The organism is Microbacterium sp. STRO-1N, assembly GCF_057748015.1.
The window spans coordinates 3,281,192-3,295,619 of sequence record NZ_CM173234.1 but is presented as its reverse complement, the minus strand read 5'-3'; the positions used below and the strand labels follow the sequence as shown (position 1 = coordinate 3,295,619).

The window sequence follows — 14,428 nt, the reverse complement described above, 5'->3', positions numbered from 1 at the left end:
CTGACGAGGGAGCGAACGATGAGTCTGGTCACCCGCCTGCGAGACCGCAGACTCTCCGATGCTCCTGGTAGGGCGCAGACCATCGCCTTCGGCGCGTCCGGATTCCCGACGCAGCTGATGGCGCAGACGTTCTCTGCCTTCGTCGTCTACTTCTACGTGGCGCACCTCGGCGTGCCCGCGGAGTGGGTCGCCGGGGCGATGATCGCCCACGGCATCCTCAACGCCCTGCTGAATCCTCTGGTGGGCGCTGCGTCGGACCGGATGCGCACTCCGTGGGGGCGCAGGGTGCCGTGGATCGGTCTGGGGATCGTGCCCCTGGTGGTGGCGTTCGCCCTGGTCTGGATGCCTCCGTCCCTGCCCGCAGCCGGTCTGATCGTGTGGTTCCTCATCGTGGCCGCGGTGTACGACATCGCGTTCGTCGTGGTCGTGCTGAACATCTCGGCGCTGTTCCCCGAGATCTTCCGCACGACGGCGGAGCGCGCCAGAGGCAACGTTCCGCGACAGATCTTCGCGATCGTCGGGATGGTGCTCGGCACCGCTGGAGCACCGCTGCTGTACGACGCGATCGGGTGGCCGGGGATGGCCATCGCGCTCGGGGCGGTATGCCTGGTCATGCTGATCTGGTCGTTCGTGGGCGGCATGATCGAGCGCCGGGGCGAAGCGCCGGATGCCGAGGCCTCGATGACCTGGCGCGATCAGCTGCGCTACACGTTCGGCAATCGCGCCTTCGTGCCGTACGTGCTGGGGTCGCTGTTCGTGCAGACCGCGATCGCGGTGATCCTCGCCGCGATCCCGTTCTACGTGCGCTACTCGCTGCACGCGGCCGAGGGCGAAGGCAGCATCCTCCTCGGGGCGATCTTCGTCACGGCGATCCCCGCGATCGTGCTGTGGAGCGCCGTCGTCCGGCGCACGACGCCGCGCACAGCTCTGCTCTGGGCGGTCGCCGTCTTCGGCCTCGCCGTGCTCGCCTATCTGCTGCCCGCCACGGTTCTCGGCGCTGCGCTGGTCGGCGTCGCCGTCGGCGTGGGCGTCGGCGGACTGCTGCAGCTGCTGGAGGTGGTGCTGTCGCAGATCATCGACGCGGATGCCGAGCACACCGGTCAGCGGCGCGAAGGCGTCTACTTCGGCGTGAACGGGTTCGTCGTCCGAGGCTCGGTCGTGCTGCAGGCGATCGTCGCCGCTTGGGCGCTGAACGCCAGCGGGTTCGATGCGTCGCTCGGCGATGCGCAACCGGGAGGCGTCGACGGCGGCATCCGGATCATGCTCGCGGTCGTCCCGCTGGTGTTCACGGCGCTGGCGTGGGTGTGCTTCTGGCTCTATCCGATCCGCACGCAGGATCTCGCTCCGGCGGCGGCTCTTCCGGTTCCCTGACGCCCGGTCGCCCCCGCGGATGCGGTGCGGCTGGTCAGCCGGCGTTGCGGCGGGCTTCCCAGCCGGTGCGCACCATCTCGTCGACGGTGTACCGCATCTTCCAGTCCAGGTCGCGGGCCGCGAGGTCGCCGGCGGCGACGATGCGGTCGGGGTCGCCTGCGCGGCGCGCTCCGATCTCGGGGGTGAAGTCGATGCCGGTGACGCGGGCCACGGCATCCATGATCTGCTTGACGCTCAGCCCGTCGCCCGAGCCGAGGTTGTACGCCGGCTCGATCGACTCGCCGCCGGACAGGCGCTTCGCGGCGGCGACGTGCGCGGCCGCGATGTCGCCGACGTGCACGTAGTCGCGGACGTTGGTGCCGTCCGGCGTGGCGTAGTCGTCGCCGTTGATGCGCGGCGTCTTGCCTGCCAGCAATGCCTCGAACACGATCGGGAAGAGGTTGTGCGGGCTGACGTCGTACACCGTCGGGTCGGCGGATCCGACGACGTTGAAGTAGCGCAGCGACGTGTGACGCAGGGGCTTGTCGGATGCCGCGGTCGCGGTCGCCTCGTCGCGCAGCAGCCATTCGCCGATGAGCTTGGACTCGCCGTACGGGCTGGCGGGCGCCTTCGCGGTGTCTTCGGTGACGAGCGCCACGTCGGGGGTGCCGTAGACCGCGGCGGACGAGGAGAACACGATGTTCGCGACGCCGGCGGCCGCCATCGCCTCGAGGACGATGCGGGTGCCCTCGACATTCTGGGCGTAGGTGTGCAGCGGCCGCTGGACCGAGACGCCGGCGTACTTGAACCCGGCGACATGGATGACGCCCTCGGCATCGTGATCGCGAAGGGCCTTCTCCACGAGGTCGCGGTCGAGGATCGAACCCTGGACGAAGGGGACGCCCTCGGGCACGAAGGAGGCGACACCGCTGGAGAGGTCATCGAGGATGACCGGCTGGAGTCCGGCATCGGCCAGGGCGCGGACGACGTGCGATCCGATGTAGCCGGCGCCGCCGGTGACGATCCAACTCATGGTGCTCCTTCCGTGGCGCGAGCGCGCCTCGTACATTCTGTCAGGGTTCGCGGTGGGCGCCGTCGGAGCGGGCCACGGGAGGAGTCGCGTATGGTCGCCTCGCAGGTGCGGATGCGGCGATTCGCGACCCCTGGCTTTCCGCGGGCGGCTCACTCGTCCGGGGAGGGGTCGCGTATGGTCGCCTCGCGAGTGTGGAAGCGACCATTCGCGACCCCTGGGCTCACGCGTCGCGGCGGGCGCCGGCGGACGGGGTCACGGTGAACAGGGTCGGCTCAGCGAATCCGGCCGCGGCGAACGCCGCGTTCACGGCCGCCGATACGGTGTCGACGGCATCCGCTTCGATCAGCGCGATCGCCGCACCGCCGAAGCCGCCGCCGGTCATGCGGGCGCCGATGGCGCCGGCGGCCAGAGCCGCCTCGACCGCGGTGTCGAGCTCGGGCACCGAGATCTCGAAGTCGTCGCGCATCGACACGTGCGAGGCGACGAGCAGGTCGCCGATCGCGCGGGGGCCCTCGGCCCGCAGCACGGCGACGGTGTCGAGCACGCGCTGGTTCTCGGTCACGATATGGCGCACGCGGCGGAATGTCACATCGTCCATGAGCTCCGCGGCACGCGGCAGGCCGTCGACGGACACGTCCCGCAGCGACGGGACGCCCATGATCTGCGCTCCGCGCTCGCACGCCTCACGGCGATCGCGGTAGCCGCCGGTCGAGTGCGTGTGCTTGACGCGCGTGTCGATCACGAGGATCGCGAGCCCGGAGTCGGCGACGGCGAGCGGCACCTGTTGCGCCTCGAGCGAGCGGCAGTCGAGGAAGATCGCGGTGTCGACGCCGCCGATCATGGTCGCCATCTGGTCCATGATCCCGGTCGGAGCGCCCACGGCCTCGTTCTCGGCACGGCGGCCGATCCGGGCGAGTGCGGTCCTGTCGAGCCCGGCCGACCACAGGTCGTTCAGGGCGGATGCCGCGGCACCCTCGATCGCGGCAGACGACGAGAGGCCGGCGCCGATGGGCACATCGGACGCGATCGCGATGTCGACGCCGGTGCCGGTGATGCCGTCATCCTGCATCGCCCAGGCGACCCCGAGCGGGTACGCGGCCCACTCCGGGACGGCGGGCTCGGACCCGGTGGGAGTCGGGAACAGCGTGCCGAGTTCGTCGAGGGCGACCTCGACCGGCTCGTCCGCGAAGGTCGAGGCGACGCGCACACGGCCGCGGACGTCGTCTCTCACTCCGACCGCGGCGACCGTGCGGTGAGGGATCGCGAACGGCAGGACGAAGCCCTCGTTGTAGTCGGTGTGCTCGCCGATGAGGTTGACGCGGCCCGGTGCCGACCAGACGCCGTCGGGCTCGTGACCGGTCATCGAGGTGAAGAGCTCGTGTGCGGTGGATTCAGTGGTCATGGGGTCCTCGGGTGTGTGCGTCGCTGCGTGTGACAGCAGGGATGTCAGGACGTCGGCTCGGCGACGGAGGCGATGGCCTCGCGCAGACGCTCGGCCGACTTCTCGGGCGGGATCTCGGCGGTCCACGCCCACATGGCGGACTCGCTGCCGGCGAGGAACTTCAGCTTGTCGGCCGCGCGGCGCGGGCTGGTGAGCTGCAGGTGCAGGCGTACGCTGTCGCGTCCGACGTGCACGGGGGCCTGATGCCACGCCGCGATGTACGGGGTGGGCGTCTCGTAGAGCGCGTCGACGCCGCGGAGCAGCCGCAGATACAGGGGAGCGAGCTCGTCTCGCTCGGCATCCGTCGTCCCGGCGAAGTCGGCCACGTGGCGGTGCGGCATGAGATGCACCTCCAGTGGCCATCGGGCCGCGAACGGCACGAACGCCGTCCAGTGCTCGCCCTGGAGCACGACTCGGTCGGAGTTCTGCTCCGAGTCCAGGATCCGCGCGAACAGGTCAGGGGCGGTGCGGTCGATGCTGTCCAGCACCCGCGTGGTGCGCGGCGTGACGTACGGGTACGCGTAGATCTGGCCGTGCGGATGCGGCAGGGTCACGCCGATCGCCTCGCCGCGGTTCTCGAACGGGAAGACCTGCTCGATCCCGGGGATCTGCGACAGGGCGGCCGTGCGATCCGCCCACGCCTCGATGACCGTGCGTGCGCGGGTGACGGTCTGCGTGCCGAAGGATCCGGAGTGCTCCGGGCTGAAGCAGACGACCTCGCAGCGGCCGACGGACGTGCGGGCGCGCTCGAGGCCGAGGGCGGCGAGGTCGTCGAGCCCCCGCGGAGGATTGGATGCCACCGGCACGCCACCGAACCCGTCCGGCAAGGCGGGGCCGAAGGCGGGCGAGCGATTCTCGAACACCGCGACGTCGTAGCGCGAGGGGATCTCGGACGGATTCGTCGGCGTCTGGGGTGCGAGCGGGTCGGCATCGGCGGACGGCATCATCACGCGGTTCTGCCGGTTCGCGGCGACCGTGATCCAGTCGCCGGTCAGGATGTCCAGACGCATGGACGCGGTTTCCGGGCGGGGGTCGAGGGCGCGGGCGTCGACCGAGCGCTCGGCGCCGAGAGTCGACTCGGGGTCGTCGAAGTAGATGAGCTCGCGGCCGTCGGCGAGGGTCGTGGCCCGCTTGACGACGCCGGCGGCGAGCTCGGTGGTTCGCAGCTCCGCAGATTGCATGTTCACGTAAACACGGTACCGCCTTGCGGATGGTAACGTCAACACGAAGGAACGGAGAATGCCGATGACGGATGACGACACCCCGCCGGGTCGGCGCCGCGCGCCTTCCGGTCGTGTCTCGATGGCGCAGGTCGCAGCGCTCGCCGGTGTCTCCGGTCAGACGGTGTCCCGCGTCGTGAACAACAGCCCGCGCGTCGACCCTGCGACCCGCTCGCGCGTCGAGCACGCGATGGCCGAACTCGGCTACCGCCCGCATCCGGCCGCTCGCGCACTCCGCACCGGCCGCTCGCAGACGATCGGCCTCGTCGTGACGACCCTCGCCACCGTCGGAAACTCCCGGATGCTGCAGGCCACCGCCGAGGCGGCCGAAGAGCGCGGCTATGCCCTCACGGTCGTCACCGCCGCGGGCGCCGACGGTGTGAGCCGCGCCTTCCACCGGCTGGAGGACCAGGGTGCTGACGGCGCGATCGTGCTCAACGAGGCATCCGCGCTGGTGCCGGCATCCGATCGCCCTGCCGGTCTGCGACTCGTCGTGGTGGATGCGGCGGACGGCGCAGGCCTCCGTGCCGTGCACAGCGACCATGCCGGGGGAGCGGCGCTCGCGACCACGAGACTGCTCGAGCTCGGGCACACTCCTGTTCACCATCTCGCAGGTCCGGCAGATTCGTTCGCCGCCGCCGAGCGCGAACGCGGCTGGCGCGAGATGCTGGTCGAGGCGGGGATCGAGCCGCCACCAGCCGTTCGAGGCGACTGGTCGGCTGACTCGGGATATGCGGCCGCGGGGGCGTTCGCCGCGGCATCCGCGGTCTTCTGCGCGAACGACCAGATGGCGCTGGGTCTGCTGCGGGCGCTCGCGGACGCCGGCCGCCGAGTTCCGGAGGACGTCGCCGTGATCGGTTTCGACGACGTTCCGGATGCCGCGAACTACCGCCCCCCGCTCACGACCATCCGGCAGGATTTCGCCGCTCTCGCGCACCGGGCCGTGGAGGCTCTGGCGGCGGACATCGCGGGCGGCGCGGCCGACGGTGCCGTGATCGGGACGACGCTCGTCGAGCGCGAGAGTCACATGCCGCGCTGAGAGGCGAACTCGCCCCACAGTGCGCGCTGGGAGAGCTCGACGGAATCGACCCCGCACAGGACCTCGGATGCCGCGGCGAGCCGACCAGCGGCATCGGCAGGCAGATGCACACCGGTGTCGCGGCGCAGCGGCAGCACGTGCAGCTCGACGACCGACCCTGCGCGTACGCCCGCGTCATGCAGATTGACGACGAGATCGGAGCCGTCCCAGAACCGATCGGTCGCCGTCCGGCCGTCCACGCGCACCTGGGCGACGTCGCCGGCCCAGTGCACGAGCAGGACGGCATCGTCCTCGATCGAAGCAGGCACCTCGATCGCGTGCACGGCCGCGTGTGCGTCGAACTCGGCATCCGACGGGGCGGCCTGCCGATCGGCGCGCGATCCGTAGTCTCCCGACGGCGTCGACGGATGCCGCACCGCCCGCACCGGCACGGACAGCTCCCTCGCCGCCCCGGAGACATGCCGCCACGACAGATCGCGCCACGCGCCGCCGACGTATTCGCGGACCTCCGGCCGCGGACGCGAGGTCCGCACGGACACGTGACCCGCGGCATCCCAGGTGAGTTCGTCCTCCGACACCAGCAGCCGACGCGCGCCGGATTCGACGACCCAGGTGCGCGCGGCATCGGCTGCAGGCAGCACGAGCACGTCGATGCCGCCGATGCGCAGCGCCCGACCGCCGGGCAGCACATCCTGGACGACGCCGTCGTGCGCGATCTCGACGGGGATCCCGGCATCCTCGATCAGCACCAGCGTCGGCACCTCGCCCGCGAGCACGGTCAGAGCGGATGCCGTGGCCCACGCGACCTCGGTCCCGGCGACGTCCAGAGCCAGCGGCCAGCGGGCGAGGGTCCCTGCGGGAATGTCCACCGGAGCACTCGGGAAGACGACGTTCCGATCATCCAGGACCACCTCGAACCGGGCGTCGGCGAAGGTCGGCAGCGGCACGTGCGGCTGATGCCAGCCGAGGAACGCGAAGCCGCCGCGCACAGCCCAGCGCAGCGTCTCGGCATCCTCCACGCCCGCCGGACGCACGCTCGGGAAGTGCGCCGTGGCCGGGGCGAGCCGGTCGCCGAACGCCGCGGCGAACGCGTGCTGCAGGCGCAGCGCGGCGTGGCTCGGGGCTGCGCGACCCGCCTCGCCGATCGGTGCGTGGAAGTCGTAGCTCATCCGTGTCATGTCGTTCGGATAGCCGGTGGCCTGCGTCTCCTCGAGTCCGGGACGGGGGTTCGTCCCGCCGGTGTACATGTAGTAGCCCTGCCACGCCGACCCGCTGCCGAGTTTGGCGTGCGCGATGGCGGCGACGTCGAGGGCGGCGGGTCGAGGGCGGCGGTGATACGCGGTCGCCATGCCGCCTGCCAGTTCGCACGTCGCGGCCGGGAACCACTCCGACAGCGACGAGCGCTGCGACGCCTCGGTGCCGCGGACATCGACGCCGATGCCCGGATCGTCCCACTCGTCGGAGAAGAAGTAGTGCGCGCGGAAGGTCGGATCCCACGGCTGACCCGGATCCACCCAGAATCCGTCGCCGTATCCGCCCCACAGCGGAAGCACCTCCTCCTCCGGCAGCTGCGCGCCGCCCCACGCGGTCGCCGTCCACAGCGGCGCGGACATGCCGGCCTCTCGCGCCAGGCGCTTGAGGGTCAGCAGGTGCTCCGGCTGGTCGTAGAGCTCGTTGTCGAGCTGGATGCCGAGCAGCCCGGCGGGCGTTGCGCGACCGCCGAGGGCGGCGCCGAGCTGCCGGAACCATTCCTCGACGAGCGCGAGGTAGGCCGGGTCATCGGTGCGGTGCCGCACATCGGCGCGCTGCACCCAGTCCGGGAAGCCGCCGTTGCGCGCCTCGCCGTGCGCCCACGGGCCGATGCGCAGCACGACCTCCAGATCTTCGGCGTGGGCGGCATCGAGGAACGCGGCGAGGTCGAGGTCGCCCTCGAACGACGCCCGACCCCTGACGGGTTCGTGGTGCAGCCACAGCACGTAGGTCGACACGACCGTGATGCCGCCGGCCCGCATGAGCCGCAGTCGGTCGGTCCATCGTTCACGCGGAACGCGGCTGTAATGCATCTCTCCCGAGACCGGCAGCCACGGCATCCCGTCGCGCAGCAGCGCACGGCTCGTCAACTCGAGGCCTTCACGGTGGTCGAGGGCGTTCGCCATACGAGGGCGCCGCTCCTCGCGGGCGGTGCCGGTCGCATCGAGATGCAGAAGGGAGGTCATGCGGCTCCAGGGGGGGATACCGAGAGGGCAGTACCGCACGGTCGCATGCAGCGACACCGTGCGGTACTGCCCTCTCGCGGTCGGATCGGGCCTCAGCTGCCCAGGATCACGTCGGCTTCGGCGAAGAACTGCGTCACCGCGTCATCCACCGACACGGCGCCAAGGCCGATCGACTTGCCGAGGTCCCAGAAGGTCTGCTCCAGCGAGCCGAAGCCGACGACCGGAACCGGCGGTGCGTCTCCGATGCGGTCAGCCGATGCCTCGATGTAGTCCGCGACCTGCTTGTCGGCACCCTCGAGGGTCGTGCCCTCGAGCTTCGACGACGACGCCGGGAATCCGAGCGTCGTGCCGAAGATCTCGCCGGCGGCTTCGCTGTTCACGACGAAGTCGAGGAAGATCGCCGCGGCTTCGGGGTGCTCGGTGTTCTCCGCGATCGCGACCTGGAGCCCGGCCTGGCGGTACAGGTCCTTCGAGCCCTCCTTCGCGGTGGGCGGAGCGATCATCGAGATCGACGAGGCGCCGGAGTCGGCGAGGTAGCCGCCCAGGAAGTTGCTCCAGCTCATCTCGCTCGCCGTGATCCCTGCGCCGAAGCCGGACTTCGGCGAGAGCTCCTCGAGCGTCTGCTGCGGCACCGTGACGCCGTCGCGGATCGTGTCGCCCGACTCCCAGAACTCGCGCAGGTCGTCCTCGGTGAAGCCGAGTTCGCCGTCTTCGGTGAAGAGGTTGCCGCCGTCCGCGCGCAGCTGCAGTTCGAACAGCTGGATGCGCTGCGTGTAGTCGGTGCCGCCGTAGACGGCGCCGCCGGTGGCGTCCGTGACCGAGGCCATCCACTCGTCGAACTCCTCGAACGACGTGCCCTCCTCCGGTGCATCGACGCCCGCAGTGGCCAGCAGATCGTCATTGACGAAGTTCGCCCACAGGCTGTAGCCGGTCGGCAGCGAGTACTGCACGTCGCCCAGGGCGCCGGTGCCGAGCAGCGCATCGTCGAACGTCGACATGTCGATGTGGTCCGACACCTCGGCGAGGTCGAGCAGGTTGCCCGATTCGCCGTACTGGCGCAGGTAGCTGTCCGAGAACTGGAAGACGTCGGGGAGCCCGCCGCCGGCGGCCTCGGTCTGGCGCTTCTCCCAGAAGCTCGGGAAGTCGGTGAACGAGACGTTCACCGTGATGTTCGGGTGCTCCTCGTTGAAGGCCTCGATGAGGTCGTTGTACCGGGTCGCTCGGTCGTCGTTGCCCCAGAAGGCGTAGTCGATCGAGACCTTCTCGTCGGGGTCGTACTCCTCCGACGCGCCGGAGTCGCCGCTGCCGCAGCCGGCGAGGACGAGGGCGGCGCCGGTCGCCAGCGCAGTGGCGGCGAGAAGGCGGCGAGGTGTGGGCATGGGTGCTCCTGTCGTGTGGGGGAAGGGATCAGAACGTGGCGGCGTCGACGAGCGGAGCCGACCGGGCGGCACGCTCGACGGGCGCCAGCACGAAAGCGACGCCCTGCGACTCGAGCGACACCTGCGCGACGGCGGCGCCGGTCTCGGCATCCGTTCCGTCGACGGCGACCTCGACCGGGGCATCGCCGTGGTTGATGAGTGTCACGAGATCGCCGCGTCGCGCGACCTCGACCCCGGCGGGCAGGTCTGCGACGACGGGACGGACACCGGATGCCGCGACGACGGCGTCGACGATCGCACCGATAGCGTCGCCGGAGGGCTGGGTGGCCGCGTACCACGCCTCGCCGGCTCCGAAGCGGTTCCGCGTGACGGCGGGGGACCCGGCCTGCAGTCCGGTCTCGAACGTCCCGAGGACCGTCGCCCCGGCGGGATGCACCGTCTCGGCCACGAGGCGACCGGCATGCGACTCGCCCTCGAACGAGAACGACACGGTGCCGCGGGCTGCAGCGGCACGAGAGGCCTGAGCGGCGTCGACGCTCAGCGCACCCACACCGCTGCCTCCGGTCGATTCGCCCGCGAGGGCGCCGAAGTCCTCGTAGCGCAGTCCCACCACATCCCCGAGCAGGGTCAGGAAGCCGCCGGAGCGGAACTGGTCGTGCTCGTCGACGATGTCGGTGAACGGCCCCGTGACGACCGTCCCGCCGTCCTCGACGAAGCGGGCGATCGCCGATGCTCCTTCTTCGCGCAGCAGATACAGGACGGGCGCGATCACGAGGTCGTACCCGGCTCCGGCATCCTCCGGCGCGATGATGTCCACCTGGATGCCTCGTTCGTGGAACGCGCCGTACCACTCCAGCGTCAGCGCCAGGTAGTCGATCTCGGTCGGGTGGTCGCGCTCTTCGACGGCCCACCAGTTCTCCCAGTCGAAAACGAGGGCGACCTGGGCGTCGCGGCCAGGGGCGGGCAGATCGCCGAGGGCCGCGAGACGTGCGCCCAGTTCGGTCACGGCATCCCACGTGCGCGTGGACGTGCCGGCGTGAGGCAGCATCGCGGAGTGGAACTTCTCGCTGCCCGCGCGGGACTGGCGCCACTGGAAGAACATGATCCCGTCGGCGCCGCGGGCGATCGATTGGGCGGTCTCCGCCATCAGGGCGCCGGGGCGCTTCCCGGGGTTCCCAGGACGCCAGTTCACGGCATCCGTCGCCTGCTCCCACAGCATCCATGGCACGCCGGGCTTGAGCGAGCGGATGAGGTCGCGCTGGAACGCGGCGTCCCTGATCCGATGCGGGTTGGCGGGGTCCGGATAGCAGTCGTCGGCGATGACGTCCATGTGCGGAGCCCAACGGCGGTAGTCGGCGGGCTTGAACGGACCCATGAAGTTCGTCGTGATGGGCTGGGTGGCGCCGGCGTCGAGCAGGATCTTCCGCTCGGCCAGGTAGCACTCCAGCAGCATGTCGCTGGTGAAGCGGCGCCAGTCCAGCATCGACGACGGATTGTGGCTGTACGGCGCAAGGCGCGGCGGGAGGATCTCGTGGAAGGCGCCGTAGGTCTGCGACCAGAAGCTCGTGCCCCACGCGGCGTTGAGCGCGTCTATCGTGCCGTAACGCTTCGCCAGCCAGACGCGGTAGGCGTCGCGCGCGGCATCCGAGAAGTCCATCCACAGATGGCAGCCGAACTCGTTGCCGACGTGCCACATCACGACGGCCGGATGCTCCACGTACCGCTCGGCCAGACGGCGGACGAGTTCGCCGGCGAGCCGGCGGTACGTCGGCGACGACGGGGCGAAATGCTGCCGGCTGCCCGGCCAGTACGACGCACCGCTCTCGTCAACCGGAAGGGTCTCCGGGTACGTCGCGCTCACCCACGGCGGAGGGGATGCCGTGGCCGTCGCCAGGTTCACGCTGATGCCCCCGGCGTGCAGCTTGTCGATCACCGTGTCGAGCCAGGCGAAATCCCACACATGCTCGGCGGGCTGGATGCGCGACCAGGCGAAGATGCCGAGGCTCACAATGTTCACACCGGCCTCGCGCATCAGGCGGACGTCCTCGTCCCAGACTTCTTCCGGCCACTGGTCGGGGTTGTAGTCGGCTCCGTACAGCACGTCGAGCAGCTCCAGGTTCTTGCGAGGGGTCGGGGATCAGGCGGCGCGGCGCGGGCGCGCGCGAACCGCCACGGCGGCGAAGGCGGCGCAGCCGAGACCGGCGAGGATGAGGGGGATGAGCATCCAGGTGAGGACGCCGACGAGGATGGTGGCGATGGCGAGGTAGGCGGTGCCGATCAGGTCGGTGCGGGCGCTGCGGAGGGCGTCGCTGACGGCGGTGCGCCATCCGGTCTCGGGCGTCCATGCGCTGGCGGTGAGCAGCAGTGCGGTCGCGCCGATGACGAGTGCGGCCCATCCGATGAGGGCGATGATCGGTCCGCCGGGGAGGGCTCCGGTTCCGGCGACGGCGATGTCGATGGTGAGCACGACCGCGAGGACCGTGGCGGCGGCGCCGACGACGAGTCCGCCGGGGAGGAGTGCTTGTCGCCAGTCGTGCCAGAACGTGCGGGCGTGGGATTCCTCGGCGTTGATGTAGCGGCGCAGGTGCCGGATGCCTGCGGCCAGCGCTGCGGGGAGGGTGATGATCGGCAGGGCGGCGATGGTGATCAGCAGTCCGGTCCAGAGCACTTCGCCGAACAGCGCGAAGGCGCCTTTCGCTCCCGGATAGCGGGCCGGAACGTGGCCGTCGAGGGTGGGGCCGGCGCCTGAGGCGTCGGCCCGACGCGCGGCGCGGAGCTGTCTGCGGTCCATGGTCAGCCCTTCAGGCCCTGGGTGGCGACGCCGTCGACGAGGAAGCGCTGGAACACGAGGAAGAACGCCAGGACCGGGATGAGGGCCACGAAGGACGCGGTGACGGTGGCGCCGTAGTCGCTGGATGAGGTCTGGTCGTTGTAGAGGCGCAGCGCGATCGGGAGGGGGTAGTTCTCGGGGCTGGTGAGGTAGAGCAGGGGTCCGAGGAAGTCGTTCCATGCCCAGATGAATGCGAAGATCGCGCAGGTGATGAGGGCGGGTTTGATGAGGGGGAGGATGATGGCCCAGAAGATGCGGATGTGGCCGGCGCCGTCGATGCGGGCGGCTTCGTCCATGTCGCGGGGCATCTGGCGCATGAACTGGACGAGCAGGAACACGAAGAACGCTTCGGTGGCGAGGAACTTCGGCAGCAGCAGGGGCCAGAACGTGTCGACGAGGTCGAGCTCGTTGAAGATGATGTACTGCGGGATGATCACGACGTGGAACGGCAGCAGCAGAGTGCCGATCATTGCGGCGAACAGGATGCCGAGGCCCTTGAACTGGATGCGGGCGAAGGCGTAGGCGGCGAGGGCGCTGGAGAGCACGGTGCCGATGACGGCGCCGGCGGCGAGGATGAACGAGTTCAGGAAGAACCGCCACATCGGCACTCCAGCGATGCCCTCCATGACCTTGGCGTAGTTGTCGACCGTGGGGGCGTTGGGGAGCAGGCCCATGTTGGAGCCGAACTCGCTGTTCGGTTTGAAGGTGGCGAACAGCAGCCACACGAGCGGGTACAGCACGATCGCGGTCACCGCGATGAGCACGACGAACCAGATGACCGTCTGCCAGGTCCTGCGCTTGATGGGTCGCCGGGCCGGGGCCTTGGGCGTCGTCTGCTGCTGGGCGAAGACCGGGGTCGTCGCGGAGGGCGATGTCGGGGTCGTGTTCGAAATGCTCATCGGTTGTCTCCGGCGTAGTGGACCCAGGATCGCTGGGTGCGGAAGAGGATGAAGGCGATGATCGCGACGACGATCAGCAGCACCCAGGCAATCGCGGCGGCGTAGCCCATCTGGCCGTCGGAGAATCCGCGCTTGTACAGGTACAGGGTGATGAAGTTCGTCATGCCGGCGGGGCCGCCGGAGCCGTTGGAGATGATGTACGCCGACGCGAATACCTGGAACGCGCCGATCAGGCCGAGCAGCAGGTTGAAGAAGATCACCGGCGACAGCATCGGAATGGTCACGGCGCGGAACCGGTGCCAGGGACCGGCGCCGTCCATCTCGGCCGCCTCGTAGAGCTCCTTCGGGATCTGCTTGAGGCCCGCGAGGAAGATCACCATGGTGGACCCGAACTGCCAGACAGCGAGGAGGATCATCGCGGGCAGCACGAGGTTCGGGTTTCCGATCCAGCCGCCCAGATCGATGCCGAAGAACGACAGCGAGTTGTCGACGGGGCCGTCGTTGGCGAACATGGCCCGCCACACGATCGCGACGGAGACGGAACCGCCGATCAGGGAGGGGGCGTAGAACGCGGAGCGGAAGAACCCGGCGCCCTTGTCGCGGTAGTTCAGCAGCATTGCCACCGCGAGGGCGGCGGCGAGGGTGATCGGGGTGCCCACGAGCACGTAGATCAGCGTGATCTGCGCGGACTGCATGAACGCCGGATCGGTGGTGAACATCCGCACGTAGTTGTCGAAGCCGATCCACTTCGGCGGCGCGAAGATGTTGTAGCTCGTGAACGACAGGTACAGCGAGTACGCCATCGGGATCAGCGTGAGTCCGAAGAACCCGACCAGCCACGGGATCAGGAACCCGTACCCCGCGACCGTCTCGCGCATCGCCCGTCGACGAAGCCCAGGGCGATCGTCGAGCTCTGGGCGACTGCGCCGGAACAGGGACCTGCTCGACGGCTTCTCACCGGTCACGATGACACGGGTGGCTGTAGTGCTCACGGGGATACTCCGATGCGGGTTCGGTACGG

Annotated in this window: 11 protein-coding genes; 2 read left to right on the top strand and 9 right to left on the bottom strand. The window is 69.9% G+C overall.

Annotated elements, in window-relative coordinates; translation table 11 throughout:
• The first annotated feature begins 18 nt into the window (after positions 1-18).
• Positions 19-1,371, top strand: a complete 1,353-nt coding sequence (locus AC3ANJ_RS16060; RefSeq protein ID WP_488317162.1) for an MFS transporter — start codon at positions 19-21, stop codon at positions 1,369-1,371.
• Between the two features lie 34 nt (positions 1,372-1,405).
• On the opposite strand, the gene galE is transcribed toward AC3ANJ_RS16060, so the two are convergent.
• From galE to galT, 3 genes are all read right to left on the bottom strand, one after another.
• Complete coding sequence (galE, locus tag AC3ANJ_RS16055; protein ID WP_488317161.1) at positions 1,406-2,383, bottom strand: UDP-glucose 4-epimerase GalE; 978 nt, start codon at positions 2,381-2,383, stop codon at positions 1,406-1,408.
• Positions 2,384-2,603: 220 nt separating this feature from the next.
• Positions 2,604-3,785: a galactokinase gene (galK, locus tag AC3ANJ_RS16050; protein ID WP_488317160.1), complete on the bottom strand. Its 1,182-nt coding sequence runs from the start codon at positions 3,783-3,785 to the stop codon at positions 2,604-2,606.
• Positions 3,786-3,829: 44 nt separating this feature from the next.
• The gene (gene galT / locus AC3ANJ_RS16045) at positions 3,830-5,005 is read right to left on the bottom strand and encodes a galactose-1-phosphate uridylyltransferase (protein ID WP_488319295.1); all 1,176 of its coding nucleotides are present in this window, start codon (positions 5,003-5,005) and stop codon (positions 3,830-3,832) included.
• Between the two features lie 64 nt (positions 5,006-5,069).
• On the opposite strand from galT, the gene AC3ANJ_RS16040 reads away from it, so the two are divergent.
• Positions 5,070-6,083 (top strand): LacI family DNA-binding transcriptional regulator, encoded by a 1,014-nt coding sequence (locus AC3ANJ_RS16040; protein ID WP_488319294.1) that lies wholly within the window; start codon positions 5,070-5,072, stop codon positions 6,081-6,083.
• On the opposite strand, the gene AC3ANJ_RS16035 is transcribed toward AC3ANJ_RS16040, so the two are convergent.
• The 6 genes from AC3ANJ_RS16035 to AC3ANJ_RS16010 form a co-directional block, all read right to left on the bottom strand.
• Positions 6,068-8,299 carry a beta-galactosidase gene (locus AC3ANJ_RS16035; protein ID WP_488317159.1) on the bottom strand — a complete coding sequence of 744 codons (2,232 nt, stop codon included), beginning with the start codon at positions 8,297-8,299 and terminating at the stop codon, positions 6,068-6,070. The two genes, AC3ANJ_RS16040 and AC3ANJ_RS16035, sit on opposite strands and share 16 nt — an antisense overlap.
• Positions 8,300-8,391: 92 nt before the next feature.
• A complete protein-coding gene (locus tag AC3ANJ_RS16030; protein WP_488317158.1) occupies positions 8,392-9,678 on the bottom strand; it encodes an ABC transporter substrate-binding protein in 1,287 nt (428 codons plus the stop codon).
• A gap of 28 nt (positions 9,679-9,706) precedes the next feature.
• Positions 9,707-11,779, bottom strand: a complete 2,073-nt coding sequence (locus AC3ANJ_RS16025; RefSeq protein WP_488317157.1) for a beta-galactosidase — start codon at positions 11,777-11,779, stop codon at positions 9,707-9,709.
• 36 nt (positions 11,780-11,815) lie between these two features.
• On the bottom strand, positions 11,816-12,469 hold the full coding sequence (locus AC3ANJ_RS16020; protein WP_488317156.1) for a DUF624 domain-containing protein: 654 nt from the start codon (positions 12,467-12,469) through the stop codon (positions 11,816-11,818).
• Between the two features lie 2 nt (positions 12,470-12,471).
• Complete coding sequence (locus AC3ANJ_RS16015) at positions 12,472-13,407, bottom strand: carbohydrate ABC transporter permease (RefSeq protein ID WP_488317155.1); 936 nt, start codon at positions 13,405-13,407, stop codon at positions 12,472-12,474.
• Entirely contained in the window at positions 13,404-14,399 is a 996-nt protein-coding gene (locus AC3ANJ_RS16010; RefSeq protein WP_488317154.1) for a carbohydrate ABC transporter permease, read from the bottom strand. Before AC3ANJ_RS16010 ends, AC3ANJ_RS16015 begins: the two co-directional genes overlap by 4 nt.
• Positions 14,400-14,428 lie beyond the last annotated feature (29 nt).